The organism is Acinetobacter sp. ATCC 27244 (assembly GCF_000156555.1).
GTDB classification, from domain to species: domain Bacteria; phylum Pseudomonadota; class Gammaproteobacteria; order Pseudomonadales; family Moraxellaceae; genus Acinetobacter; species Acinetobacter haemolyticus.
The window spans coordinates 1,233-26,276 of the sequence record NZ_GG665951.1; the positions used below are offsets into that span (position 1 = coordinate 1,233).

The window sequence follows — 25,044 nt, forward strand, 5'->3', positions numbered from 1 at the left end:
GCAGAATTTCATTATTTATCTGTTTCAAACAATGCTGCTACAAATGATTTAGCTGAAAATGGACGTAAATCGTCAATCTTCTCACCTACACCAATATATCGGATTGGAACATGGGTACGGCTTGCAATATTGAAAAGCACGCCACCTTTTGCTGTGCCATCTAACTTGGTAATCGTGATACCCGTTAATCCAACTGCTTCATCAAACAGTTGCACTTGATTAATTGCATTTTGACCTGTACCAGCATCAACAATCAACATAATTTCATGTGGTGCAGTCGCATCAATTTTCTGCATAACACGTTTAACTTTTTTGAGTTCTTCCATCAAATGAGATTTATTTTGCAAACGTCCAGCCGTATCTGCGATTAATACATCAATCCCTTTAGCACGAGCACTTTCAAAAGCATCAAAAATCACTGATGCACTATCAGCACCATGACCCTGAGCAACAACTGGGATGTCATTACGCTCTCCCCAAATCTGTAATTGCTCTGTGGCAGCTGCACGGAAAGTATCACCAGCAGCCAACATCACTTTCTTGCCCTCACCCTGTAAACGTTTTGCTAGTTTACCAATAGTTGTCGTTTTACCAACACCATTTACACCGACCATAAGAATCACATAAGGAGACTTATTTGGGTCAATATGTAAGGGCTTAACACGCGGAGCAAGCAATGCAACTAACTCTTCTTGTAGTGCTTTGTACAATGCATGTGAATAAATCAAATCACCACGTGCTGTCCGTTCTGTCAAGTTTGCAATAATCGTTTTGGTAGCATCGACACCAATATCAGCAACCAATAATTGCTCTTCAACTTCTTCTAATAATTCATCATCGATTTCTTTACCACCAATCAAGATATTCACCATACCATCCGTAAAACTACGGCGTGTTTTGGTTAAACCATCTTTCATGCGACCAAAGAAACCACCTGATTTTTCTTCTTCGACAACAGGTGTAGCTGACTCCACAGAAACAACAGTAGACGTTTGTTCTACTGTTGTAGGTGTTGCAGGTTCAATAATCGGAACATCGACAGCAGGTAAACTTGGCAGGGTCACATCATCATCACCGATGTCAGCATCTATCAAGAATTTATTTTGAATATTCGATTGCTGTTGCATGTCGATTCCTTGAGAATAAAGCAGCTTTTAAAAAGATCGTCAGTCTAGCACAAATTGATTTCTTTTTCCCGACTGACATAAACCATTCATTTATCATTAAAAATTTTGATTTAAAACTACTCATCCTCTCGTGCCATTGCTGGATATTGTTTAATCCGATTTGATTCAAATTGATAGGCATGCATGAGACGTAAATAGCTGAATTTTTGAATTTTAGGATACTTTAAAATATCTTTAGCCATCGACTGCGTCCTTGGGTGGCTTGCTTGCAGGGATAATTGAATTACATGATCAAGTTGCTGGTCATTCACTGGGCGTAGTAAAGCTTTATAACCCACTATAAAAATAGACAAAATAACAATAATGACCAAAATATTAAAAAATCGGTCTAGTTTCAGTCGATACTTAGACTGCAAAATTTTATGTTTAGAAATGATAGACAACATAACCAACCTCAGTGTTATGAAGCAGTGTATGTATCTACCTCACTTAGAGCAAGTATCAACATTCATCAATGTCTAGCAAAGTATGCGTTAAAGATTGTTTTTCAACCAATAACGCAACACCTACCGGATATCCAACTATTTAACTTGTTAGCGTACGCACGAAAGCAAAATATAAAATAAATGCAATAATGAGCAAGGTTATAAATATCGCAAACATCCCAACTCCACTTTCAGCATCTGCTGGATGCAAATCATCTTCATCTGCAATTCTAAGTAGCTCACCATTGTAAATTTCGTAAAAACGATCTTTTTCTTGAGGACTAAGATTTATCGCAAAATCATAAACACGTTTACGTTGCGCTAAACAATAATCACCAAGGTGGATCTCTTGATGAAAAACAGCCTCATCAAGCAATTTGCGATGATGATGTGCTAAAGCAATAATTTGATTCTCAGTTGGCGGCATATCAAAGCTTAAACCATCAATTGTATGTGACATATTTTTCTCCTTTTCTATTCTTCTCACTTTGATTTTACTTAAAATTATTTGCACAGAGTGTTTCATCGTGTAAGCTTTTATTTAATGTAAATAAAAATCTGCTCAGTCACTTTGGTTATTTGACAATTCAATTAATTTTGTCATAATAACTTCACAAACAAGTGATAAATTAGCTTAAATTCGGAGCAATGTAGCTTCGAATAGAATATGCGGTAATCATAATTAAAATAAGGAGTTATATATGATTCAACATTTTACACAACATGAACTAGAGCATGTTTATGCGAATGCGGTAAATACAATCCAATCGCAAAAAAACTTTCAAGACGCAGTAAAAGATCTTGAACAAGTTGCACAAGCAGGACATGGTAAAGCAGCGTTATTTCTAGCAGAATTGTACTATCAAGGTTTCCGAGTCGAACGAGACTCTTTGAAAGCCCAATACTGGCAAAAGATGGCAACACTAAAAGCATAAAGAGACGTCACTTAGGTGGCGTTTTTTATGCCTGATTATTCATAATACTTTTTTTAAATAACGACTACGCACTTCGTTTGTCTTGCGCTACACCAAAGGTCGCTCATTTGTTTTTAAAATTAGCATGAAATCACTACTATGTTATCCCCTACATGAATCGTAGTTATAGGCATGTTTTCATCACCTAGAATATTTGCTTACGATTTATATGAATAGTTTAAACATAAATGCCATCTAGATTTCTTATAATAAAACATAAGTTTAAATAAGATCAGTTTAACGACATGTATCGGTTCAATCATTTCAAACCAGTATCAAGTGAGTTGATGATTAAAATATCAATTCTAAAAACAATGATGTATTGCGGAGTTCTTTGGGGTCTTTATCATGATGGTTGGGCAATTAAGTCTGATCAAAATGGACATGTATTTCCTTTTTGGCTCAACGGTGTTCAAGCGCATCGCTATGCTCAGTCAAATTGGAAACACTACAAACCGCGTAAAATCACATCAAAAGATTTTCATGAATCCTTACTTCCATTGCTGACGCGTTTGCAAGTAGAACCAGCTCTATTTAACTCATCTCATTGCAAATTTAAACTCTCTACACAGCAGATGCAGCACTTTTTCTTTATGCATCATCAAACTGCTATAGCTGTTTAAGAGAAATTAGACACATGAACGGATATTTTTATTCAGAATATGTATAAAAAGTCATCATTAAGCTGCAATTAGGGCTTTGCAATTAAAAAAAATACCGTTAAGTTAAATGAAAACGACAATACAACACAGGTGGAATAAACAATGACAATCGTTGCTCAAGTCATCAAAAATAAAGCTGAACAATCTGTTTTTACAATCTCGCCAAATTCGACTGTACTTGAAGCAATTAAAATTATGGCAGACAAAGGTGTAGGTGCTTTGGTCGTTGCAGAGGATGAGAAAGTCATTGGGATTTTTTCTGAACGTGACTATACCCGTAAGATTGCATTGATGGAGCGTTCATCAAATAGCACGTTGGTTGCGGATATTATGACCTCAAAAGTCATCACCGTAAGTCTAAACAACACTGTTGAAGAGTGTTTACAGCTGATGACTGATCGTCATTTACGTCATTTACCAGTATTAGAAAATGACAAGTTGGTTGGTTTTATTTCCATTGGCGATTTAGTTAAAGCCGCAATGGAAGATCAACGTATTTTAATTGAACAGCTACAACAGTATATTTCAGGCTAAATTCCTGAATAAAAAAAGGGCAATATAAAATTGCCCTTTTTTATAGAAATAAAACTTATGCTGTCAAGAAATTACGAATAGCAGGAACCAAGCGTTGTAATAATTCATCTGCTTGTGCTTGAGTCATATTCAATGGTGGTAATAAACGAACCACAGATCCAGCAGTTACATTAATAATCAATTTATATTGATCTCGTGCAATTGCAACTAATTCAGCACAATCCTTAGGTAGTTGAATACCAATCATCATACCAAAACCACGCACTTGAACATTATTTTCAGCGAGTTGAGCTCTTAATTGATCAACGATATACGCCCCAACCGTTGCTGCATTCTCTACCGCATTTTCATGTTGAATCGTATCAATTACGGTATAAACCACACGTGAACCCAATACAGTTCCACCATAAGTAGAACCGTGACTTCCCGCACCGAGTATTCCAACAGCTTTCCCTTGCGTCATCACTGCACCGACTGGAAATCCATTACCTAAACCTTTAGCAGTTGTCATCACGTCAGGAATAATATTGGTGTGTTGATAAGCAAAATACTTACCAGTACGACCATTCCCAGTTTGAATCTCATCAAGCATCATGAGCCAATTATGTTGATTACATAACGCACGTACTTCTTCAAGATAACTGAAGCCTTGTGGTGCAGTATTAACACCACCCTCACCTTGAATTGGTTCAATCAAGATTGCAACAATATCAGGATGATGAATCGCAGCTTCTTGAATCGCCTCAACATCCCCAAACGGCACACGAACAAAACCATCGACTAATGGTGCAAAACCTTCCTGAACTTTCTTATTCCCTGTTGCAGACAAAGTTGCCAATGTACGTCCATGGAAAGACTGCTCAGCTACGATAATTTTAGGATTTGAAATACCTTGTTGCGCCCCAAACTTACGTGCAATTTTGATTGCTCCTTCATTTGATTCAGCGCCACTGTTCGAAAAGAAAATTTCTTCCATTCCAGAGACTTCAGCAAGTTTCTGCGCTGCTGCAGTTTGCCAAGGGATTTCAAATAAATTACTAGTGTGCACTAATGTTGCAGCTTGTTCTGCTATAGCAGATGCAATGACTGGATGTGCATGCCCCAAACCACATACTGCGATTCCTGTCAAAGCATCTAGATATTCGGTACCATCTGCTGTATATAAATACGCCCCTCGTCCTCGCACAAAACTGATCGCTTGGCGACCATAGGTTGCCATAAGATGAGACGGTTGATCAGGTTGCACAGGAGCAAGAGTAATATTTGTCATAACAAACTCAATCTATCAGTAGTTGTGTGGAAAAAAGTTATATAAGCAAAAACTTGCCTAGATTGAAAGCATAAACTCACATTTATACAAGAAAAATCTTGGGCAATGCTCGGCGAAGCGATTTTTTTAGGTATATAATGTCCGAAGTTTAGTTGAGGATCTATCTAATGACGGAACAAGCGCGTGATACAGTAGCGTTAATTCGTGATCAAATTGCGAAACACCCTGTTTTACTTTACATGAAAGGCACTCCACAATTCCCGCAATGTGGTTTTTCTGCTCGTGCAGTAGAAGCACTTAGCCAAATTGGTCGTCCATTTGCCTATGTAAATATTTTGGAAAATCAAGATATTCGTGCAACTTTACCACAAATTGCGAACTGGCCAACTTTCCCACAATTATGGATCAATGGCGAGTTAATTGGTGGTAGCGATATCATGCTTGAAATGTTCCAAAATGGCGAATTAAAGCCATTAGTTGAACAGTATAGCCCAGCGCCTGAAGCATAAGCTATCAAGCAAAAAGCCAATCATATGATTGGCTTTTTTATTGGAAATTGAGAATAGAAAGTCTTAGTCTTTACTAAACCCGATATAACGAAACATCCCTTCCACGCCCAAATCTGCTTTAAAAATCTGCATATTTAAGTATTTTGCCTGAGTCACTGTTGCATAGATGTTCATATTGGGATCATCGTGAATTTCATCCACTGATTGAGACAAAGCTGCTTCAAAACGATCAGCAATGAACTCAAACCCTAAATCCATTGCCATAAACAAAGTATGTTCACATGGTTGTATATATTGCTCTTGCGTCCAATCTAAAACTGCTTGGTCACAATAAGGACAGCTAATATTCGCACTAGCATCAGATACTTCAAAGAGTTGATAAGTCATATTTATCGATCATAAAAATTTTCTGAATTATAAAGGACTTTTTACTTCACAAAAAATATCGAATACGCTCTTATTTTTGCAACGACAAATCTATAAAATATCGAATGTTGCAGAAATGGAATTGAATAATGCTAACCGATTTAGATGATTTTTACTGTTTTGCGCTAGTCGTTGAACATGGTGGGTTTAGTGCGGCTGAACGCGCAACTGATATTCCAAAATCAAAACTCAGTCGGCGCGTTTACAACCTCGAAGAGCAACTCGGTGTACGTCTAATTCAGCGTAGTTCTCGACATTTTGCAGTTACAGATATTGGTATGGATGTCTATCGTCATGCACAGGTCATGATGAATGCTGCACAAGCTGCACATGATGTAGTCAACCATTTAAGCAGCGAACCTAGAGGTGTAATTAAAGTCAGCGTACCTGTAGATATAGCTCAAAACCAAATGGCTAAAATTCTACCCACTTTTCTAAAAAAATATCCTGAAGTACGAGTGCAAATGCTGGTTAGTAACCGTCGGGTTGATGTGATTAACGAAGGAATTGATCTCGCACTACGCGTCCGCTCAAATCTTGATGAAGACCCTAACTTGGTTTTAAGACAGTTTGAAACAATCGAACAACGACTTTTCGCAAGTCAGGCCTATTTAAACGAGTTTGGTCATGTCACCACACCGGAACAACTCACTGATCATCGCATCATCAGTATGTCTGAAGATCATCTTGATCAACAGTTTTTACTATCTGGACCGAATAATATTCAAAAGAAGATTAAGGTTAATCCCGTGATTATGGGCTCAAATTTATTGATGTTAACTGAGCTAGCCAGTCAAAACTGTGGAATTGCATTATTACCGGATAGTATTGCTCAAAACTTTGTAGAATCAGGGCAACTGGTCAGAGTATTACCAGAATGGACAGCACCTCATGGTATTTTCCATGCTGTTTATCCTTCACGAAGAGGACTACTGCCTGCGGTGCGCGTTTTTATTGATTATCTAGTGGAAGAGTTAGCTCAGTGCACAACAAAAAAGGTTCGATCTTAAATCGAACCTTTCGCTTTATTCATCTAACAGTCTAAGAAATATTAAACAGGTGGATAATTTCCTGTTCCATTTGGCCATGGTGTGAGTAACTCAAAACCATCATCAGTCACAGCAACCATATGCTCCCATTGCGCAGATAAAGATTTATCTTGTGTGATGACAGTCCAACCATCGCTTAACTCTTTTACAAAAGGTTTCCCTGCATTCACCATTGGCTCAATGGTAAATACCATACCTTTCTTTAACACCATGCCTTGACCTTTTTGACCATAGTGCAAAATATTTGGCTGCTCATGATAAACACGTCCAATACCATGCCCGCAATACTCACGAACAATACTATAGCCCTCGCGATGAGCCACAGATTGAATTGCGTAACCAATATCCCCTAAAGTCGCACCAGGTTTAACTGTATGAATACCAGCTAACATTGCTTCATAAGTGGTTTCAACCAGTTTTTTAGCTGCTGGACTTGGCTCACCCACAAAATACATACGACTTGTATCACCAAAATAACCATCTTTGATTACGGCCACATCAATGTTCAGGATATCACCATCCTGTAAAATCTTTTTAGCAGAAGGAATCGCGTGACAAACCTCTTCATTAACAGAAATACAAGTGGTCTTGGTAAAACCATGGTAACCCACATTTGCAGGAATAACCTGCAATGTATTCACGATGTAGTCATTGCAAATATCATCTAAATACTCTGTTGAAACGCCCGGTTTAATATAAGGTCCGATCATTTCTAATACTTGTGCCGCTAAACGCCCAGAGATACGTAGCTTCTCAATATCTTGTTCAGACTTAATGGTCACAGTAGAAGCTCTCATTCGAGATATTCCTTATAAAAAACAATTTCAATTCAAAAATGCAGCTAAAAAGATCAGCTACAATAAGTATGCGGAATAGTTTTACGCTTCAAAAGAAAAATCTTCAATCATTTTATGACTAAAATAACACTTTTATTTTACATTTAATTTCAATGTTGATTATAGAAAAAAACAATAAACTATTAAATCAGCTGAACTTTTAAACACTTACCTATAACTCAAATGAATCAAAATCATATTTTGATTTATACATGTTCTTTTTAGTCAAAAATAAACCAGTTTTCACATAAAATTGGTTCCAATTGATCATCTTTCTGTTCTAAAATCCGCACTTTTATTTAATCATCCCGCTTTTATGAACCAACTCCGTACAGGAGATATTATTGCCTTAGGTTTTATGACCTTCGCACTGTTTATCGGTGCTGGTAATATTATTTTTCCACCAATTGTTGCTCAACAAGCTGGTGAACATGTATGGCTAGCTGCTTTTGGATTTTTAATCACCGCAGTAGGTCTACCTGTTATCACAATTATGGCTTTGTCTCGTATGCAAGGCTCAATTGAAATCATCAGCTCTCCCTTAGGACGTTTTTCGAGTTTACTTCTCACGATCGTCTGTTACCTAACAGTAGGACCATTGTTTGCTACGCCACGCACGGCGACCGTTTCTTATGAGATTGGCTTTGCACCTTATTTTGGAACATCAAGCAGTAGTCTTTTCATCTACAGTATCATTTATTTTGTTTTTGTCATGGCTGTGTCTTTGTACCCAAACAAACTCTTAGATACTGTCGGCCATGTACTTGCACCCCTAAAAATCATTGCATTGGCAATCTTAGGTATCGCAGCATTTGCGATCCCAACAGGAATGATCTCTCCCCCGATCAACAACTATATTGCAAGCCCAGTATCAGAAGGTTTTGTAAGTGGTTACCTAACCATGGATACCTTAGGTGCACTTGTATTTGGTATCGTGATCATTCAAGCGATTCACTCACGTGGGGTCACAGATTCTAAACTTATTACCAAATACGCCATTATTGCAAGTTTAATTGCTGGTCTAGGCTTAACTCTGGTTTATATCAGTTTATTTAAACTTGGCTTGGGCAGTCATGAAGTAGCAGCCAATGCTGACAATGGTGCAATCATTCTTCATGCATATGTTCAGCATGCATTTGGTGACTATGGCTCTTATTTCCTTACGGGTTTAATTTTCCTCGCTTGTATGGTCACTGCAATCGGCTTGACCTGTGCGTGCGCCGAATATTTCACCGAGCTAACTGGTTTATCCTATAAATTACTAGTCTTCATTCTCACAGGTTTGTCTTTATTAATTTCAAATCTTGGTTTAACTAAACTAATTGCTTTCTCAGTTCCAGTGTTGAGTGCAATTTACCCACCTGCGATTGTGGTCATCATGCTGAGTTTTTTCTGGAAATATTGGAAAAAACCATCCCTTGTTGTTGGTTCAGTAACAGCGATTGCTTTCTTTTTTGGAATTATTGAAGCCATAAAAGCTGCAGGTTTTGAAACATACTTGCCTGCTTTTATCGAGCAATTACCCTTAAATGAACAAAATCTTGCATGGTTACTCCCATCCTTGATCGTTCTTGTTTGCGCAATTACTGTAGATCGAATCTGTACCAGTAAAGATTAAAATGATTTGTCGTTAAAATGATGTTTTACCCAAACATGATTTTAGCTATACAAAGAATGTTCTTTTATCCAATGTTCATTTTTTGTTTACGACAGATCATTTTTCTATTTATCGCTAAATTATCAGTGATCAGAATTCAAATTGAAGTGAATTATGGAACACACGCTGCTTGATATAAAATGATACTTAAAAGATAAAAAATAACCTATATTTAACAAATAAATAGATTTAACTCACATCAGAAATACAAAAAAACTATATAAATCAAACCTACAAATAATTCCACTAAAAAAGAAGTCATTTAGCTATTGAAAAAATTGAAAATTCCAAGTACAACTTTAATAACAATTCCGACAAAAACACATGGTTTTGTCATCGCAACAAGGAGGGATGGAGATGTTATCAACACATTTCAACAAGCAAGTCTTCATTAACACTCTGAAGACCAATGACTCAATTATTTATGCCATCACTACACTTGCTCTAATGGCAACGTTATTGTTTCAAGGCGCTATTAAAGGCAACCTAAAACCCGAATATTTTGCTTATGCATTAATTGTTTCACTGGCATTTTGTGTATGGGCTGTTGTAGATCAGAAGTTTAGACAATTAAGTCTGGCACGCAAGAAAACTTCTTTAGGAAAAATGGATGAGTGATCATCCATTTTTTTAACCCCAAAAACTTAACATCGTTCCTAATAATAAAATGCCTGTTGCACCAAGCTCTACTATAATCAAAGCTAACATCATGATCGTCATAGACCAAGTAGGAAGCGTCAAACGTCCCAGCTGATGAGGACGTTTAAACTGATTGGTCGTATCTTTTAATAAACCATGAATGATATAAGTCAAAATTGACATTGCGAAAAAGAATAAATTGGCTAGAACACAAAATAAAACAACAGACTCAGCCAGAATCGAAAAATGACTGAGTACAGCCAAGATTAAGCTCGCTGCGGCATACAATAGGCTACTTCGATGGGCAATATCTACATAGTAATGCGCCCTTGCCTGTTCTGTTTGTCTAATTTGATAATATTTCCAAACACCTGTTAGCATTCCAATCCATAAAAACACCCCACTAAATACAATAGCAATTTGTGTTGCATCTTTTAACTCATACATCCAAGTATCCCCATTATCAATTTCATTCCATTTTCTTGCTATATTACAGAAAAATTGACTTAGGAGTCACACTTTAGACAAGTTTCTTTTTGGAACTTATGTAAAGTAGAACAATGAATCAAAAATAGAGTATGTTTTAGATGAAAACATTTGAATCATTTTGGATAAGTTGTAAAGATGGCTATCAACTTGCTGCTCAATTCTATCCTGCTCAACAAAAGGACATCAACGCACTACCTATCTTAATTTGCCCTGCAACTGGTATTACCAAAACCTTTTATCATGCCTTTGCAGAATGGTTAAGCCAACAAGGTTATAACGTCCTCAGTTTTGATTTTAGGGGGATCGGTGAATCCTTACATGGTGCACTAAAGGATTCAACAGCCAGCATTAATGATTGGGGAATGCTAGATATTCCTGCTGCCATTGAAACATTATTAAAGCGCACAAATGCAGAAAAAGTGATTATTGTTGGACACAGCGCTGGAGGGCAATTACTGGGCATTACGCCGAACTACCATAAAGTAGCAAAAGTTTTGGCTATCGCTGGTTCTACTGGACACATTAAAGGTCTGAAAGGTAAAACTAAATTACTCGCACCAGTAATGTTTAATGTAATTTTCCCTATTTCAAGTCTATTTAAAGGATATGGAGCAACTCAATTTATTGGTATGGGCGAAAATCTACCAAAAAATGTTGCTAAGCAATGGGCTGAGTTTTGCAGTAAACCTGGCTATGTTATGAATGCAGTTGGAAAAAGTATTTTCGAAGATTATCACCAAGAAATTCAGTGCCCTATCACTTCTTTTTGGGCCAGTGATGATGAAATTGCAACCCATACCAATGTCAAAGATTTACTTCGCTTATACCCAAATGCTAAAACCAAGCTTGTTGAGCTTAACCCACAAAAGCACGGCTATAAGCAAATTGGGCATATGTTAATGTTTAAAAAGTCACATCAAAAACTATGGTCATTAATTGAAAACGAATTACATATATAGGTTCAATTCTACAAACTATTTTCCTGTTTACGCATCTAAATCTGTAATCCTGTTTAGATGCGTTTTTTTTGAGCCCCTAGCTTATAAAGCAATCCTGATAACTTAACTAATAAGTTAGAAATATTTATAAAAAGATAGTTTTAATTAGGAATACTTAACAAAAATTCACTCTAGAAAACTTTATTAAGCCACCAAAAGTGGAAGTGTGATAAAGAATGTCCTTATTCAACTGTTTCACAATATTTCTGGATTATATTTTTCAACCAGTTGTTTAATACAAAGTTCTGTATTTTTTAGTTTTTTAATGATTATTTATTTATTAAATATATTGATTTTGTATTTTTATGACATTTTAGACAGAATTTTTTATAAAAAAGTCACGTCAAAATGCGTATTTTTTTTCTACAATACGTTTATTCTACAAATGAGCAGAAATGCGAAGTCGTTGGAATATCGTTGAATTAAATTACTTTGGTGAATTCATCATTCATTACAAATTTATGTGAATTTTGTGATAATTCCCTTTGTTATTGATTAAGATGATTACATCATTATCTTTAAAGAGATTGGCTATCAACGACCTGCTATGAAACTTATGTTTTTAGCAATGAAATTGTAGACATTTCATGGAATCTAAGCGTTACGCTATATCGCTCTTCATAAAAGCATGGGGGAAAGAGGGAAATGACAAAGAAATATGCGCGTTTTTTACCTACAGCCGATTCATTTAAGCTAGAAGATTTTCCTTACTATTGGATTTCTCAAGTAAATGCACAGTACGTACAAAACATCGATAACGTACTTAAGAAATATGGCTTAGACAACTCACGTCGTCGTATTCTCATCGCATTAGATGTTAAACCTCATGCAAGCGTATCTGAACTATCAGATATGGTCATCTCAAAAATGTCGACAACAACCAAAATTGTTTATCGCTTAAAAGATGAAGGTTACATCGAGACCTACTCTTGTAATGAAGATGGTCGTATTACTCGTGTCTATCTCACCGACAAGGGTAAAGAGATGATCATCAAAATTAATGATTTAACTTCAGTCATTCTAGAGCAATCATTTGATGGTTTGACACCACTGCAAATTGAAAAAACCATGGAAATTTTGAGACACATGTTTAAAAATCTTGCTCGTTAAAAGTTTTTCTTTATGAATAAACAAAGGCTTCAATCATGAAGCCTTTGTCATTTATATACGGGTTCGTTTTCTTCAATCAAACATATTCAACTGAGGTGTCACCTTTTCTATTTTTATTTTTGGTACATGTGAGCACTCAAACTCCTCAACTGGAAATCCGCACATAAAACGACTAAGTTGATTAGGTTGTTTTAAACTAAGCCACTCATTCAAGCGATCATGTGGAATGACAACGACGGATCGTTTAACGTCACCGGGTTCATGAAACTCTTTCATCATAGGATGATCAATCGCATTCATAGTCAACATCGTTGCAGAACGCACAATCTGATCATTTAATTTGCGTATTTCGTAAAGTGCTGCAATATAAAATGCTTGACCATCTTTTCGACGTACTCCCCAACGCTGTGGTTTACCGTCGATATATTTGCTTTCATAAAATTCAGCAACAGGAATAACACCAAATTTGCATTTTGATGCAGCTTCAAGAAAACTAGGTTTCTGAAAAATGGTTTCATGCCGTGCATTATAAGTATGTTTGGCAATATTGGTGTCTTCAGACCATTTAGGTACAAGCCCAAACAGTACATCTCGCCATTCTAAGCTCTGTTCTGATTGAAATAGCAAAGGTGTTTTATAACTTGGATAAACTTCATCCACATAGTCAAACGGGATCAATGGCAATTCAAGTTGCTTCGCTTGTTCGAGTGTTAAAGGCTTATAGTTGGCACACATACTATGATGATTAAATAAATCTCAATAAAAATATGGTTTAAAAAGGAGGTATCTTTACCTCCTTCAATTTTCTTAACAGGTTATTTAAATAACTTTTTCAATTTCGCACTTAAACCATGTACAAAACGATGCTTAGCGTTGGCTTTATCACTTGTTAAAAAGTTAATTTGGATCGACTGACGCTGCCCTTCATAAGGAACATATCCGTGCCAGCCATTATCAGTTACTTTAAATGCAACCAGAGTACCCGGGCCAGCATTAATCTCCTCAACGTAGTCATCCATATTTTTTTCATCATTTAAAATGCGAAGACGGCCAGTTGGTGCATCCCAAGACTCATTTAAGTAAATCAAAATAGTGAGCAGCTTAGTCTTAGAATCAGAATGAATACGACCATCTTTTTGACGTGAATAACCACGTAATGTGATCATCATTGGATGTTCCATAACATCCACATCAAATTTTTCAGTTAGGATTTGACGAAACTCTTTGGTATCAAGAGACTTTAAGAAACGATCAAAATTAGGTTTGATTTCAACATCTTCAATATTATAGCTTCCACCTTGATCAATTTTTGGGAAGTCTTGAATTACAGCCATTACCTCACTATCCACAATAGAATTTTCAACTACAAAATATGGATACGGAGAGGTTGAAACTTGTGCTTGTTGTAAAGCATCTAATTTTAAAATTTGTGACATCGTTAAGTTTCGACTAAATGATCAAATTAAGAGAATTATAGCAAAAATTTGGTTTGCTTTTATATGTTGAAGCTATAAAAACAAAGACCCTTCAAAATTGAAGGGTCTTTGTAGATTCACAGAAACTAATCGAAATTAGTCACCTGTATAACCTTTAAGTTTTAAACGAGCAGCGTGTAACAATGGCTCTGTATAACCAGATGGTTGCTCAGCACCTTTAAAGATTAAATTGGATGCTGCTTGGAATGCAATCCCATCAAAGTTCGGTGCCATTGGCGTGTACAATGGATCATTGGCATTTTGTTGATCAACAATCACAGCCATGCGCTTAAGCACTTCTTCAACTTGTTCGCGTGTTACGATACCGTGACGTAACCAGTTAGCAACATGTTGAGAAGAAATACGTAATGTTGCGCGATCTTCCATCAAACCAACGTTGTTGATATCTGGAACTTTCGAACAACCCACACCCAAATCTACCCAACGAACAACATAACCTAAAATACCTTGGCAGTTATTCTCAAGCTCATTATTTAACTCTTCTGCAGTCCAATTTGTTTCAGGTGCAAATGGTGGAGTTAATAAGTCATCAAGTGTCAACATATCTTCCGCAGCCAATTCATCTTGGCGCGCTTTTACATTGATTTGATGGTAATGCAACGCATGAAGTACAGCACCCGTTGGAGATGGAACCCATGCACAAGTTGCACCAGCATTTGGATGTGCAGTCTTAGTCGCCAACATATCTTTCATGCTATCTGGTTTTGGCCACATGCCTTTACCAATCTGAGCTTTACCTTGTAAACCACATGCTAAACCAATCGCAACGTTACGGTTTTCATAAGCAGCAATCCATTTCTGGGTCTTAACGGCTTCTTTACGTACAACTGGTGCAGCTTCCATAGAAGTATGGATTTCATCACCCGTACGGTCCATGAAACCTGTGTTAATGAAGATTGTACGATCTTTAGCCGCAGCGATACAGTTCTTCAAATTCACTGAGGTACGACGTTCTTCGTCCATGATACCGATTTTGAGTGTTTTAGCTGGTAAGCCAAGCGCTTGTTCAGCACGCTCAAACAATTCAACTGCGAAAGCAACTTCTTCAGGACCATGCATCTTTGGTTTTACGATGTACATAGAACCTTTACGAGAGTTGTGATTCTCGTTTTGGCCACGGATATCAGCAATTGTAAGTAATGGCGTAACTAAAGCATCCATGATCCCTTCAAATACTTCCTCACCATCTACAAGGATCGCTGGGTTTGTCATCAAGTGACCCACATTACGAAGAAGCATTAATGAACGACCATGTAAAGTAGTCGTACCACCAATTAAGTTTTGAACTGTGCGGTCTTTATTCAAAGCACGAGTAATGGTTTTACCATTTTTCTCGATTGACTCTTGTAAGTCACCTTTCATCAAGCCTAACCAGTTACGATAACCTTCGACTTTCTCTTCTGCATCAACTGCTGCAACAGAATCTTCTAAATCCTGGATTGTTGTGATTGCTGCTTCAAGTGTTAAATCTTTGACGCCAGCTGCATCAGTTTTACCTACAGGGCTATTTGCATCGATATCAATAATAACGTGCAAGCCATTATTTAATAAAACAATTTCTGTTGGATTGGCAGCTTCACCATTAAAACCAACAAATTGTGCTTCATGTTCTAAGCTCGTAGTTGAGCCATCTTTTAAACTTACAACTAAACGATTATGGTCAACTGCATATTTTGTTGCATCTGCATGCGAACCTTGCGCCAACGGGAAGGTTTGGTTTAAGAAATCTTTTGCAAAAGCAATAACTTTGTCGCCACGAACTGGGTTATAGCCTTTGCCTTTTTCCGCACCATTTTCTTCAGAAATTACATCCGTACCATAAAGCGCGTCGTACAATGAACCCCAACGAGCGTTTGCAGCATTCAAGCAGTAACGTGCATTACGTACAGGTACCACTAACTGAGGACCTGCTAATAAAGCAATTTCTTCGTCAACATTTTCAGTTGTAACTTTGAAATCTTCTACTTCTGGCACTAAATAACCAATTTCAGTTAAGAATGCTTTATATGCATTGAGTTCAAATTTATTATTGCGATGCCACTCATCAATTTTAGCTTGAAGCTCTTCACGCTTAGCCAATAACGCTTTGTTCTTTGGACTAAGATCAACAACGACTTGCTCGAAGTTTTTCCAGTAAGTTTCACTATCTAAACCAGAACCTGGTAAAGCTTCATTTTCGATGAAATCGTAAAGTTCTTTAGCAATCGCTAGCTTGCCTTGTTGAATACGTACAGTCATTGTCTTTCCTGATGGTGCTAACTTTTTATAACAAGAAACCTAGTATACCGATTTATACTAGCCTGAATAGTAATATCACATTCCTAAATAGTAAGCATTTTCCCAACATGTAGTATTGACAAAAATTAAATTTCTTGTTCTGGGAAAAGCTTATGTCTTATGTCCTTACTGTTTAGTGTTATCACCCTTATTCAAGGTTCAAACCTATCTAGTTATAACAAAATTCAAGCAAGAATAAAGTGCTCTCTACTTAAATTCATAAAAAAAGACATTCCGAAGAATGCCTTTTTAAAATCATGAAGTTTTTGCAATTTGTATTTGTCGATGCTCAGAATTTAAATAATCATCTGACTGCATTTCAAGTAATCTTGAACGTGTCCGTTCAATTTCAAATGCTAATTTATCGCCTTTATATAAATCAATAATCGAATCCTCTGAGGTTAATAACAACTTTACCCCACGGTCATAGAATTCGTCGACCAAATAAATAAAGCGACGTGTCCCTTCAGATAAGAAATCCGTCAAATGCGGTACATTACTGACTAAAACAGTATTGTATATGTTTGCAATTTCGATGAAATCAGCTGGGCTACGCGGTTTAAAACATAGTTCAGAAAACTCACACCACAATACGTCTTCAGTATGCCCCAAAGTCTCAACAACACGATTGTTAATCATAATCGGAGAGTTTGATTGTACTTGTGTTTGGGTTAAAGCGCTAAAACGCTCAGCCATCCATGCCTGCACATCATTACCAAGCGGATGCTTAAACAACTGTGCTTGTTTTAATACCCGTAAACGGTAATCGATACCAGCATCAACATTTAAAACGGTACAATTTTTCTGAACCAATGCAATTGTCGGCAAGAAACGATCTCGATGAATCCCGTTTTTATACAAACCTTCAGGAGCAATATTTGAGGTAGCAACTAAAGTAATGCCCCGCTCAAACAACTTCTGGAATAAATCACTAATGATCATTGCATCTGTAACATTCGATACAAAGAATTCATCAAAACAGATCACCACTGCATTTTTGTAGATTTGATCTGCGACCAAATCCAAAGGATTACGCTGACCTGAAAGTTTGTTTAACTCTTTATGTACATGTTGCATAAAGTGATGGAAATGCATACGTGTTTTTCGACGGAATGGTACTGACTCATAAAATTGATCCATTAACCATGTCTTACCACGTCCTACACCACCCCACATATAAACACCTTTCGGATAGGTTTGACGACGGAATCGTCTAAACGCTTTCTTCGATGCTTTATAACGAGTGAGCAACTCTTTCCACACGCGATCTAGCTCTTGAACTGCCTGAGCTTGTGCTTCATCAGGCATGAACTGTCCTGACTCAAGTGCTTGAGCATAACGCTCAGCAGGTGATGTTGGAATGTATGCAGTGCTATGCGAGTCTGGCTTAGAATTTAACATAAGGTGTTATTACAATTTTAATTGAGAAAAATTATATCGAACATTGAGTTCAAAGACATTAGATTTTAGGCTTAATTATCATGTAGTTTAAACATCATAATGTTCCATTTTTAATCATTTAATGATTTCGGTTATACTGTCGAGGACTCTGTCCAAACCATCGTTTAAATGCATGATTAAAGGCAGCAGGTTCAGAATAACCCAACATTTCAGCAATCTGTTCAACTGAATATGTACTTGCTTCAATAAATTTTATTGCCCTTTTCTTGATAAGCCTTTCACGGATTTCTTTATAGCTGGTCTGCATTTGCTGCAATTGATGCCTTAGCGTTCGCTCAGGAATTTTGAGTGCGCATGCTGTCTCAGACATGGTCGGTATGACCCCATTTTGCAATTCGAGATAACCTTCCACATACTCAACTATTGTCACATCTAAATGCGCGACCTTCTCTAACAGCTCCAAATCGGATAGGCATTTTTCTTCATAAATTCGATAGGTCAGAATATCCGCAGATGGAATTTTAGTTTCTAAAAGTTGTGTATTCTCCATCATAAATGCAGCTTGCTCGCAACCAAACTTCACATCCACACCATAATAATCTTGGTAGGAAGCGATCAAGTGTAAATCTTTTGGCCTTTTAAAGGGTAATTCAATCTTTATTTTAGGAATCTCTAATCCCATCATTTTAAAAATATCTTGTAGGAATTTATAGGTTCCTGAGATTTCACACTGCGCTCTCAAATGCCCCAAATGTGTTTCGAGATCAACCGGTTGATATGCCAAATGAATAAAATCTTCTTGAATTTCTAATTTTAAAGAACCAAATAGATGTGTGAGCTGTTGAAATCGGATTCCGTTTAGCAAAGCTTTTTCTAAAGTATTACTGGTCACCAAAAGCATAAGAAATGGACCATAACCTGCTAATGCATAATGTTGACCAATAAACAAACCTTGTTCAGGTGAAACATCTTGACTAATATGCTGCAGAATATCCCACTCAATCTCATCCGCAATGATTGAACTTGGATCTAAAGCGTCAGCATGTATTCCCATTTGGGCTAAACGTGTATCCACATCTATTCCAACATGACGCATGCCTTGAATCAAATACATCAATCCGAGGATAGATCTTTTCATAATTCTAAATCTAATTCTCAAAACCTTAATGTTGTACTATAAAAAAATAGCTAAATGAATTGCCGAAATGATCAAGTTTTGCGTCTATACAATCATATTTAATCTTGGTAAAACCGTTAAACTTGCACAAAATTTAGCTGTGTAGGACGTAGACTATGCGTGATGTAACCAAAAATGCTATTCAAAAAACAAAAGTTGCGATTATTGGTGCAGGTTTTGGTGGTTTAGCTATGGCGATTCGCTTGTTGCAAAGTCAAATCAATGATTTTGTTATCTTAGAAAAAACCAACGATGTTGGTGGAACATGGCGAGAAAACCAATATCCTGGTGCTGCATGTGACGTCCAATCACATATGTATTCTCTTTCCTTTGCACCAAAGACAGATTGGTCCAAACGATATGCCGAAGCAGATGAAATTTTTGGTTATATTCAGGATATTACGGAGCAATACAAATTAAAGGATTATTGCAAGTTTAATCATGAAGTAACACATGCTGAATTTGATGAAAACCGTAATGTCTGGACTGTAGATTTTAAAGACCAACCAACACTAGAAGCACAATTCGTAATTTTTGCTTCTGGTCCATTGCATGTTCCACAAATTCCACATATCAAAGGTATTGATAAATTTAAAGGAAAAGTATTCCATTCATCTAAATGGGAACACGATTACGATTTAAATGGAAAATCAGTTGCATCGATTGGTACAGGTGGTAGTGCTATTCAATATATTCCAGAGATTGCACCTGAGGTTAAGCAACTCTATGTTTTCCAACGTACAGCAGCCTGGGTAATTCCACGTGATGAGCGTAAATATTCAAAACTAAGTAAATCGTTATTTAAAGCTTCAAATATTTATCGTCAAATTCATCGTAGTCGTTTGTACTGGAGCAACGAGTCACGTGTTGTACCAATTGTGCAACCACAAATTATGAAATATGGTCAAAAACTTGCCGAAGCCTTTATTCGTTTCCAAGTAAAAGACAAAGCCTTAGCGAAGAAGCTTACCCCAGATTTTGTTATGGGTTGTAAACGTATTTTGATATCAAACAAATACTTCCCTACGTTTAACCGTAAAAATGTTGAACTAGTAACTGATGGTATTCAAGAAATCACAGCAAATGGCATTATCACCAAAGATGGTAAAGAGCGTCAGATTGACTGTTTGATCTATGGTACAGGTTTTATTACAGATCCACGTATCTACTTAAAACATTTTGACTGTGTTGGACGTCATGGCATTGAGCTTAAACAAGCTTGGAAAGATGGCGCTGAGAGTTATTACGGTGTTGCAACTAAAAACTTCCCTAACCTTTTCCAGCTTTTAGGTCCAAACACAATTCTTGGCCATAACTCTGTGATTTTTATGATTGAATCACAAGTAAACTACATTCTACAATTGATTCAAACAGTTGATAAAACAGGCACTCAAGCAATTGAAGTCAAACAAGAAGTTCAAGACCAGTTCAACCAACGTGTACAGGAACAACTCAAAGGCACAGTATGGCAAGCCGGTGGATGTAGCAGTTGGTATCAAGCTGCGGATGGTAAAAACTTTTCTTTGTGGCCAACGTATACTTGGAAATATTGGTTAGAAACCCGCAAGGTGAATGTTGCGGATTACAATTTTATCAGTACAGCAATTGATACAAAAGTCGATGCAGCTTAAGCAATAATTCTTCATAATAAGCAGGTTATTCGTGACCTGCTTTTTTTATGCAATCTCTTATTCTGATTCTCCAAATATTTATCGTAATTTCATTAGGCTACTTTATTGCCCCTCACTTATCTTTCCAGATAAAACAACTTGTTTTTAAAATTCTTCCTTATTTTTCTTATATTTTATTGATCAGTGTAGCTTTTGAGTTAACTCAAGCCCTCAATCATATTGAAAATCCTGTCGCTATTCTTCCGCCAGCTTTACTGATTGCATTTACAACATCTATTGGTGCTTTCTTTATTTGTTTATTCACTTATAAACTGATTGATCGCCAAAGTGTTCAAGGCAAAATATCATTACGCTTGTTTTTAAATGCATTGAAAAATATCGCTAAAGCATTTTTAGCCCTTGCAATAGGTGTTGCAATAGGCTTATTGATCAAAAATTTTGATGTACATATACCATTCAACAGTTGGTATCTATTACTTATTTTTATCTTCTTAATCGGTATCGAACTCGCCTTTACCCAATTTGATCGCAGTTGGTTAAGTTGGAAAATTTTGCTTGTTCCTGTTGCTGCTATTATTGGTTCTTGTCTTGCTTCTATCTTTAACTATTTTATTCTATCAGATCACTATAAATTGAACGAAGTTCTCGCATTAGCACAGGGCTACGGTTGGTATTCAATGTCAGGAATTGTGTTTACTGAATTACACTCAGCTAAACTTGGTGGTATTGCGCTGCTTACTGATTTATTTAGAGAGATTTTTGCAATTCTATTGATGTATTGTTTAGGCTGGCGTTTTCCACGATCAGCAATTTCTAGTGCAGGTGCAACGTCGATGGATGTAACTTTAGCAATGGTTAAACAATCATGTGGCACGCATTACGTACCACACGCCATGATGAGCGGATTAATTTTATCCTTGCTCGCGCCACTCTTAATCAGTCTATTTTTAAACTTAAAATTTTAAATTGAAGCTAAAATCGATTTTAGCATCGCTGTCGGATTCTCTGCTTTAGTGATTGGGCGACCAATTACTAAATGAGTAGAACCATCTTGTATCGCTTGTTTCGGTGTCACAATACGCTTTTGATCATCAGCACTTGATCCTGCTGGACGAATTCCTGGAGTAACCAATGCGAAGTCTTGGCCGAGCATTTGACGAAGAATTTTTGCTTCTTGCGCTGAACAAACCACACCATCCAAACCACTTTCCTGAGTGAGTTTAGCTAAACGCTGCACTTGCTCAACAGGCTCAACATCTAAACCTATATCACGCAAGTCTTCACGACCCATCGAAGTTAAAACAGTAACTGCAATCAATTGGGTTTGATAATTTCCTGCTTTAAGACGCTCCACACAAGTTTCCATCATCTTACGACCGCCAGATGCGTGAACGTTCACCATCCACACCCCTAAATCAGCAGCCGCGCATACAGCTTGTGCTGTAGTATTTGGAATATCATGAAACTTTAAATCAAGAAAAACTTCAAAACCCTTATCATGCAAGCTTTTAACAACAGCAGGTCCTTCGTGAGTAAAAAGCTCCTTGCCTACTTTAACTCGACATAAAGTAGGATCAAGTTGTTCCACAATCGTCAGAGCGTCGTATTGGCTTTTTGCGTCTAGGGCAACAATAATACTCAAGAGCTTTTCTTCCCGATAAAAATAAAGCCCATATTATAATGGGCTTTTATTTTCATTGGTAATATCCAATACAGTTTTTTCGTGCCTTACACTTGCAGCAGCATCAGCAGCCGCTTGTTGTGCAAGTTGAATTTGTTCTTTGCGAAGATGATCAATATCCTTACGCAATCTTTTAATTTCCCAATTCGTTTGGAAAACGCGGAAAACCTGAACACCTAAGAGCAGTCCAACCACAATGCCTAATGCTAACGTCAATAGAAGCAATAAACCTAAACGCATTGCTGGAACTTGAGTAAACAATAAATCAACTGGTAGCTCAGTTGGGTTTTGAAGCACCAAGGCAAGTGAATAACCAAAGATGACAACGAGTAATGCAATTAATACATAACGCATAAACACCTCAAATTCTTATTGACCAGATTCGTTTACTGCATCACGAAGGGCTTTACCTGGTTTAAAATGTGGTACAGCTTTTGCTGCGACATCAACAGCTTTACCTGTTTTTGGGTTACGACCTAAACGTGGCTCACGATGGTGTAAAGCAAAGCTCCCAAAACCACGTATTTCAATACGATCACCATTTGAAAGAGCTTCGATCATTTGGTCAATCATAATTTTAACAGCATCTTCAACTAAAGGTTCTGCTAAGTGTGGGTTTTTAAGTGCAATCCGTTCAATTAAATCAGATTTATTAAGTGCTTCAGTAGTCATTGATGACCTCTTTAATTATTGCTACTTCTCAGTGTTTTTAATAATAACCTGTTTAAATACAAAACGGTAGCGCAGTACATGATTACTACGCTACCGTTTACAGTATTTTTGTATAAAAAAGTACATCTCTGTTACAAGAAACGTACTTTTTAACAAATTACTTCATTTGAGCTTTAATTAAGTCACCAATAGTCTTAGGACCATTGCTTTCTGCAGCTTGAGTCGCAGCAGCTTGGCGAGCGTTGTTCACAGCTTCTTTCTCTTCAGCTTCGTCTTTCGCTTTGATAGACAAGTTGATAGAGCGAGATTTGCGATCAACGTTGATGATCTTAGCTTCAACTTCTTGACCCACTTCTAGGAATTTAGTTGCGTCTTCAACACGGTCACGGTTGATTTCAGAAGTTTTAAGTGTTGCTTCGATGTCATCAGCTAATTTAACTGTAGCACCTTTAGCATCAACAGCAGTTACAGTACCTTTAACTAAAGCACCGCGCTCATTCGCAGCCAAGAAGTCATTGAATGGATCGCTGTTTAATTGCTTGATACCAAGGCTGATACGGTTACCTTCAGCGTCTACAGACAAGATAACTGCTTCAACTGTGTCGCCTTTCTTGTAACGACGAATCGCTTCTTCGCCTTGTTCGTTCCAAGAAATATCAGACAAGTGAACTAAACCGTCGATACCACCGTTTAAGCCGATGAAGATACCGAAGTCAGTGATTGACTTGATTGTACCAGAAACTTTTTCGCCTTTTTCATGTGCTTTAGCAAACTCTTCCCATGGGTTAGCACGAGTTTGTTTGATACCCAATGAAATACGACGACGTTCTTCGTCAACTTCAAGAACCATAACATCAACTTCGTCACCGATCTGAACAACTTTAGATGGGTGGATGTTTTTGTTCGTGTGGTCCATTTCTGAAACGTGTACTAAGCCTTCAACGCCTTCAGCGATTTCAGCGAAGCAACCGTAATCAGTTAAGTTTGTTACACGTGCTTTAACGATAGAACCTTTAGGGTAACGGCTCATGATCGCTAACCATGGATCTTCGCCTAATTGCTTAAGACCTAAAGATACGCGGTTACGCTCGCGGTCAAATTTAAGTACTTTAACTGTAACTTCTTGACCAACTTCAACAACTTCTGATGGGTGCTTGATACGCTTCCAAGCCATATCTGTGATATGTAGAAGACCATCAATACCGCCAAGATCAACGAACGCGCCGTAATCAGTAAGGTTCTTGATTGTACCTGTAACTGTTTGACCTTCTTCAAGTTGAGCAAGTAATGCTTCACGGTCAGCTGAAGATTCAGCTTCCATAACTGCACGACGAGATACAACAACGTTGTTACGTTTAGCATCAAGTTTGATTACTTTGAACTCTAACTCTTTACCTTCAAGGTGAGTTGTGTCACGAATAGGACGAGTGTCAACTAAAGAACCTGGTAAGAATGCACGTACAGGACCGATGTCAACAGTGAAACCACCTTTAACCTTACCAGAGATAACACCAGTAACGATTTCGCCGTCTTCAAAGATTTTCTCAAGTTTAGTCCAAGTTTCAGCACGTTTTGCTTTTTCACGTGATAAAACTGTTTGACCCATACCGTTGTCAAGCGCTTCAACAACTACGTCAACAGTATCGCCAACTTGAACTTCAAGTTCACGTTGTTCATTTAAAAATTCAGCACGATCAACAACGCCTTCAGATTTAAGGCCAGTGTCAACAGTAACCCAGTCAGAATCGATACTAACAACAGTACCTTGGATGACTGCACCCTTTTCAACGTTGAGGTTTAATTCACTTTCTTCAAAGAGGGCTGCAAAAGATTCGGTCATGATATACCTGATAAAGTCCGCGGTCTTGGATCAGACAAGGCCGGTTTAGTTAAGTTGTTACATTGTCCAAAAAATCTGATCAAGCAATGCTTCAACTGAAAATA

The 25,044-nt window shown here is 37.2% G+C and carries 27 protein-coding genes; 11 read left to right on the forward strand and 16 right to left on the reverse strand.

Annotated features, from left to right (window positions below; translation table 11 throughout):
- Positions 1-11: 11 nt before the first annotated feature.
- The 3 genes from ftsY to HMPREF0023_RS03915 form a co-directional block, all read right to left on the reverse strand.
- Positions 12-1,127, reverse strand: coding sequence for a signal recognition particle-docking protein FtsY (gene ftsY / locus HMPREF0023_RS03905; RefSeq protein WP_008941248.1), 1,116 nt, complete (start codon positions 1,125-1,127; stop codon positions 12-14).
- A gap of 116 nt (positions 1,128-1,243) precedes the next feature.
- Positions 1,244-1,573, reverse strand: a complete 330-nt coding sequence (locus HMPREF0023_RS03910) for a hypothetical protein (RefSeq protein WP_008941249.1) — start codon at positions 1,571-1,573, stop codon at positions 1,244-1,246.
- A gap of 139 nt (positions 1,574-1,712) precedes the next feature.
- Complete coding sequence (locus HMPREF0023_RS03915) at positions 1,713-2,072, reverse strand: hypothetical protein (RefSeq protein ID WP_005080500.1); 360 nt, start codon at positions 2,070-2,072, stop codon at positions 1,713-1,715.
- Positions 2,073-2,313: 241 nt separating this feature from the next.
- Between HMPREF0023_RS03915 and HMPREF0023_RS03920 the strand changes: the two genes are divergently transcribed.
- The 3 genes from HMPREF0023_RS03920 (at position 2,314) to HMPREF0023_RS03930 (ending at position 3,782) form a co-directional block, all read left to right on the forward strand.
- Positions 2,314-2,547: a hypothetical protein gene (locus HMPREF0023_RS03920; RefSeq protein WP_004639266.1), complete on the forward strand. Its 234-nt coding sequence runs from the start codon at positions 2,314-2,316 to the stop codon at positions 2,545-2,547.
- A 284-nt stretch (positions 2,548-2,831) separates the two neighbouring features.
- Positions 2,832-3,209 (forward strand): DUF2750 domain-containing protein, encoded by a 378-nt coding sequence (locus tag HMPREF0023_RS03925; protein WP_004639267.1) that lies wholly within the window; start codon positions 2,832-2,834, stop codon positions 3,207-3,209.
- Positions 3,210-3,350: 141 nt separating this feature from the next.
- A complete protein-coding gene (locus HMPREF0023_RS03930) occupies positions 3,351-3,782 on the forward strand; it encodes a CBS domain-containing protein (protein ID WP_008941252.1) in 432 nt (143 codons plus the stop codon).
- A 55-nt stretch (positions 3,783-3,837) separates the two neighbouring features.
- Here the strand turns inward: HMPREF0023_RS03930 and HMPREF0023_RS03935 are convergent, their stop codons facing one another.
- Entirely contained in the window at positions 3,838-5,052 is a 1,215-nt protein-coding gene (locus tag HMPREF0023_RS03935) for an aspartate aminotransferase family protein (RefSeq protein ID WP_008941253.1), read from the reverse strand.
- A gap of 167 nt (positions 5,053-5,219) precedes the next feature.
- Between HMPREF0023_RS03935 and grxD the strand changes: the two genes are divergently transcribed.
- Entirely contained in the window at positions 5,220-5,561 is a 342-nt protein-coding gene (gene grxD, locus HMPREF0023_RS03940; protein ID WP_004639270.1) for a Grx4 family monothiol glutaredoxin, read from the forward strand.
- Between the two features lie 63 nt (positions 5,562-5,624).
- Here the strand turns inward: grxD and HMPREF0023_RS03945 are convergent, their stop codons facing one another.
- Positions 5,625-5,948: a hypothetical protein gene (locus tag HMPREF0023_RS03945; RefSeq protein ID WP_008941254.1), complete on the reverse strand. Its 324-nt coding sequence runs from the start codon at positions 5,946-5,948 to the stop codon at positions 5,625-5,627.
- Positions 5,949-6,076: 128 nt separating this feature from the next.
- On the opposite strand from HMPREF0023_RS03945, the gene HMPREF0023_RS03950 reads away from it, so the two are divergent.
- Complete coding sequence (locus tag HMPREF0023_RS03950; RefSeq protein ID WP_004639272.1) at positions 6,077-6,997, forward strand: LysR family transcriptional regulator; 921 nt, start codon at positions 6,077-6,079, stop codon at positions 6,995-6,997.
- Positions 6,998-7,038: 41 nt separating this feature from the next.
- Here the strand turns inward: HMPREF0023_RS03950 and map are convergent, their stop codons facing one another.
- Positions 7,039-7,833, reverse strand: a complete 795-nt coding sequence (map, locus tag HMPREF0023_RS03955; RefSeq protein ID WP_008941255.1) for a type I methionyl aminopeptidase — start codon at positions 7,831-7,833, stop codon at positions 7,039-7,041.
- A gap of 355 nt (positions 7,834-8,188) precedes the next feature.
- Here map and brnQ point away from each other — a divergent pair, with 355 nt between their 5' ends.
- Both brnQ and HMPREF0023_RS03965 read left to right on the forward strand, forming a co-directional pair.
- On the forward strand, positions 8,189-9,490 hold the full coding sequence (gene brnQ, locus HMPREF0023_RS03960; RefSeq protein WP_005080489.1) for a branched-chain amino acid transport system II carrier protein: 1,302 nt from the start codon (positions 8,189-8,191) through the stop codon (positions 9,488-9,490).
- Between the two features lie 396 nt (positions 9,491-9,886).
- The gene (locus HMPREF0023_RS03965; RefSeq protein WP_005080487.1) at positions 9,887-10,147 is read left to right on the forward strand and encodes a hypothetical protein; all 261 of its coding nucleotides are present in this window, start codon (positions 9,887-9,889) and stop codon (positions 10,145-10,147) included.
- A gap of 12 nt (positions 10,148-10,159) precedes the next feature.
- Here the strand turns inward: HMPREF0023_RS03965 and HMPREF0023_RS03970 are convergent, their stop codons facing one another.
- Positions 10,160-10,615: a hypothetical protein gene (locus tag HMPREF0023_RS03970; RefSeq protein WP_008941256.1), complete on the reverse strand. Its 456-nt coding sequence runs from the start codon at positions 10,613-10,615 to the stop codon at positions 10,160-10,162.
- Positions 10,616-10,755: 140 nt separating this feature from the next.
- Here HMPREF0023_RS03970 and HMPREF0023_RS03975 point away from each other — a divergent pair, with 140 nt between their 5' ends.
- Positions 10,756-11,616 carry an alpha/beta fold hydrolase gene (locus HMPREF0023_RS03975; RefSeq protein ID WP_008941257.1) on the forward strand — a complete coding sequence of 287 codons (861 nt, stop codon included), beginning with the start codon at positions 10,756-10,758 and terminating at the stop codon, positions 11,614-11,616.
- Between the two features lie 684 nt (positions 11,617-12,300).
- Positions 12,301-12,765: a MarR family winged helix-turn-helix transcriptional regulator gene (locus tag HMPREF0023_RS03980; protein WP_004639282.1), complete on the forward strand. Its 465-nt coding sequence runs from the start codon at positions 12,301-12,303 to the stop codon at positions 12,763-12,765.
- Positions 12,766-12,837: 72 nt separating this feature from the next.
- Here HMPREF0023_RS03980 and HMPREF0023_RS03985 read toward each other — a convergent pair whose 3' ends face one another.
- The 5 genes from HMPREF0023_RS03985 to HMPREF0023_RS04005 all read right to left on the reverse strand — a co-directional run bounded on the left by HMPREF0023_RS03985 (position 12,838) and on the right by HMPREF0023_RS04005 (position 19,077).
- Positions 12,838-13,500 carry an SOS response-associated peptidase family protein gene (locus HMPREF0023_RS03985; RefSeq protein ID WP_005090374.1) on the reverse strand — a complete coding sequence of 221 codons (663 nt, stop codon included), beginning with the start codon at positions 13,498-13,500 and terminating at the stop codon, positions 12,838-12,840.
- 80 nt (positions 13,501-13,580) lie between these two features.
- Positions 13,581-14,201: a 2OG-Fe(II) oxygenase gene (locus tag HMPREF0023_RS03990; RefSeq protein WP_004639284.1), complete on the reverse strand. Its 621-nt coding sequence runs from the start codon at positions 14,199-14,201 to the stop codon at positions 13,581-13,583.
- 135 nt (positions 14,202-14,336) lie between these two features.
- Entirely contained in the window at positions 14,337-16,499 is a 2,163-nt protein-coding gene (locus tag HMPREF0023_RS03995) for a malate synthase G (protein ID WP_008941258.1), read from the reverse strand.
- A gap of 294 nt (positions 16,500-16,793) precedes the next feature.
- Positions 16,794-17,939: a cell division protein ZapE gene (gene zapE, locus HMPREF0023_RS04000; protein ID WP_004639286.1), complete on the reverse strand. Its 1,146-nt coding sequence runs from the start codon at positions 17,937-17,939 to the stop codon at positions 16,794-16,796.
- Positions 17,940-18,057: 118 nt separating this feature from the next.
- Positions 18,058-19,077 carry an AraC family transcriptional regulator gene (locus HMPREF0023_RS04005; protein WP_008941259.1) on the reverse strand — a complete coding sequence of 340 codons (1,020 nt, stop codon included), beginning with the start codon at positions 19,075-19,077 and terminating at the stop codon, positions 18,058-18,060.
- Between the two features lie 155 nt (positions 19,078-19,232).
- On the opposite strand from HMPREF0023_RS04005, the gene HMPREF0023_RS04010 reads away from it, so the two are divergent.
- On the forward strand, positions 19,233-20,747 hold the full coding sequence (locus HMPREF0023_RS04010) for a flavin-containing monooxygenase (RefSeq protein WP_008941260.1): 1,515 nt from the start codon (positions 19,233-19,235) through the stop codon (positions 20,745-20,747).
- 47 nt (positions 20,748-20,794) lie between these two features.
- On the forward strand, positions 20,795-21,712 hold the full coding sequence (locus HMPREF0023_RS04015; protein ID WP_004639289.1) for a lysine exporter LysO family protein: 918 nt from the start codon (positions 20,795-20,797) through the stop codon (positions 21,710-21,712).
- Here HMPREF0023_RS04015 and pyrF read toward each other — a convergent pair.
- The 4 genes from pyrF to rpsA form a co-directional block, all read right to left on the reverse strand.
- Positions 21,709-22,389, reverse strand: a complete 681-nt coding sequence (pyrF, locus tag HMPREF0023_RS04020; RefSeq protein ID WP_008941261.1) for an orotidine-5'-phosphate decarboxylase — start codon at positions 22,387-22,389, stop codon at positions 21,709-21,711. The genes HMPREF0023_RS04015 and pyrF overlap by 4 nt on opposite strands.
- A gap of 33 nt (positions 22,390-22,422) precedes the next feature.
- Positions 22,423-22,782: a lipopolysaccharide assembly protein LapA domain-containing protein gene (locus HMPREF0023_RS04025; protein WP_004639291.1), complete on the reverse strand. Its 360-nt coding sequence runs from the start codon at positions 22,780-22,782 to the stop codon at positions 22,423-22,425.
- A 15-nt stretch (positions 22,783-22,797) separates the two neighbouring features.
- Positions 22,798-23,100: an integration host factor subunit beta gene (locus tag HMPREF0023_RS04030; RefSeq protein WP_004639292.1), complete on the reverse strand. Its 303-nt coding sequence runs from the start codon at positions 23,098-23,100 to the stop codon at positions 22,798-22,800.
- Positions 23,101-23,257: 157 nt separating this feature from the next.
- Positions 23,258-24,940, reverse strand: coding sequence for a 30S ribosomal protein S1 (rpsA, locus tag HMPREF0023_RS04035; protein WP_008941262.1), 1,683 nt, complete (start codon positions 24,938-24,940; stop codon positions 23,258-23,260).
- Between the last annotated feature and the right edge of the window lie 104 nt (positions 24,941-25,044).

Excerpts from the sequence above, each read along its gene's own strand:
- ftsY (WP_008941248.1), bottom strand. The coding sequence starts at position 1,127 with ATGCAACAGCAATCGAATATTCAAAATAAATTCTTGATAGATGCTGAC.
- HMPREF0023_RS03910 (WP_008941249.1), bottom strand. The coding sequence starts at position 1,573 with ATGTTGTCTATCATTTCTAAACATAAAATTTTGCAGTCTAAGTATCGA.
- HMPREF0023_RS03915 (WP_005080500.1), bottom strand. The coding sequence starts at position 2,072 with ATGTCACATACAATTGATGGTTTAAGCTTTGATATGCCGCCAACTGAG.
- HMPREF0023_RS03920 (WP_004639266.1), top strand. The coding sequence starts at position 2,314 with ATGATTCAACATTTTACACAACATGAACTAGAGCATGTTTATGCGAAT.
- HMPREF0023_RS03925 (WP_004639267.1), top strand. The coding sequence starts at position 2,832 with ATGTATCGGTTCAATCATTTCAAACCAGTATCAAGTGAGTTGATGATT.
- HMPREF0023_RS03930 (WP_008941252.1), top strand. The coding sequence starts at position 3,351 with ATGACAATCGTTGCTCAAGTCATCAAAAATAAAGCTGAACAATCTGTT.
- HMPREF0023_RS03935 (WP_008941253.1), bottom strand. The coding sequence starts at position 5,052 with ATGACAAATATTACTCTTGCTCCTGTGCAACCTGATCAACCGTCTCAT.
- grxD (WP_004639270.1), top strand. The coding sequence starts at position 5,220 with ATGACGGAACAAGCGCGTGATACAGTAGCGTTAATTCGTGATCAAATT.
- HMPREF0023_RS03945 (WP_008941254.1), bottom strand. The coding sequence starts at position 5,948 with ATGACTTATCAACTCTTTGAAGTATCTGATGCTAGTGCGAATATTAGC.
- HMPREF0023_RS03950 (WP_004639272.1), top strand. The coding sequence starts at position 6,077 with ATGCTAACCGATTTAGATGATTTTTACTGTTTTGCGCTAGTCGTTGAA.
- map (WP_008941255.1), bottom strand. The coding sequence starts at position 7,833 with ATGAGAGCTTCTACTGTGACCATTAAGTCTGAACAAGATATTGAGAAG.
- brnQ (WP_005080489.1), top strand. The coding sequence starts at position 8,189 with ATGAACCAACTCCGTACAGGAGATATTATTGCCTTAGGTTTTATGACC.
- HMPREF0023_RS03965 (WP_005080487.1), top strand. The coding sequence starts at position 9,887 with ATGTTATCAACACATTTCAACAAGCAAGTCTTCATTAACACTCTGAAG.
- HMPREF0023_RS03970 (WP_008941256.1), bottom strand. The coding sequence starts at position 10,615 with ATGTATGAGTTAAAAGATGCAACACAAATTGCTATTGTATTTAGTGGG.
- HMPREF0023_RS03975 (WP_008941257.1), top strand. The coding sequence starts at position 10,756 with ATGAAAACATTTGAATCATTTTGGATAAGTTGTAAAGATGGCTATCAA.
- HMPREF0023_RS03980 (WP_004639282.1), top strand. The coding sequence starts at position 12,301 with ATGACAAAGAAATATGCGCGTTTTTTACCTACAGCCGATTCATTTAAG.
- HMPREF0023_RS03985 (WP_005090374.1), bottom strand. The coding sequence starts at position 13,500 with ATGTGTGCCAACTATAAGCCTTTAACACTCGAACAAGCGAAGCAACTT.
- HMPREF0023_RS03990 (WP_004639284.1), bottom strand. The coding sequence starts at position 14,201 with ATGTCACAAATTTTAAAATTAGATGCTTTACAACAAGCACAAGTTTCA.
- HMPREF0023_RS03995 (WP_008941258.1), bottom strand. The coding sequence starts at position 16,499 with ATGACTGTACGTATTCAACAAGGCAAGCTAGCGATTGCTAAAGAACTT.
- zapE (WP_004639286.1), bottom strand. The coding sequence starts at position 17,939 with ATGTTAAATTCTAAGCCAGACTCGCATAGCACTGCATACATTCCAACA.
- HMPREF0023_RS04005 (WP_008941259.1), bottom strand. The coding sequence starts at position 19,077 with ATGAAAAGATCTATCCTCGGATTGATGTATTTGATTCAAGGCATGCGT.
- HMPREF0023_RS04010 (WP_008941260.1), top strand. The coding sequence starts at position 19,233 with ATGCGTGATGTAACCAAAAATGCTATTCAAAAAACAAAAGTTGCGATT.
- HMPREF0023_RS04015 (WP_004639289.1), top strand. The coding sequence starts at position 20,795 with ATGCAATCTCTTATTCTGATTCTCCAAATATTTATCGTAATTTCATTA.
- HMPREF0023_RS04025 (WP_004639291.1), bottom strand. The coding sequence starts at position 22,782 with ATGCGTTATGTATTAATTGCATTACTCGTTGTCATCTTTGGTTATTCA.
- HMPREF0023_RS04030 (WP_004639292.1), bottom strand. The coding sequence starts at position 23,100 with ATGACTACTGAAGCACTTAATAAATCTGATTTAATTGAACGGATTGCA.
- rpsA (WP_008941262.1), bottom strand. The coding sequence starts at position 24,940 with ATGACCGAATCTTTTGCAGCCCTCTTTGAAGAAAGTGAATTAAACCTC.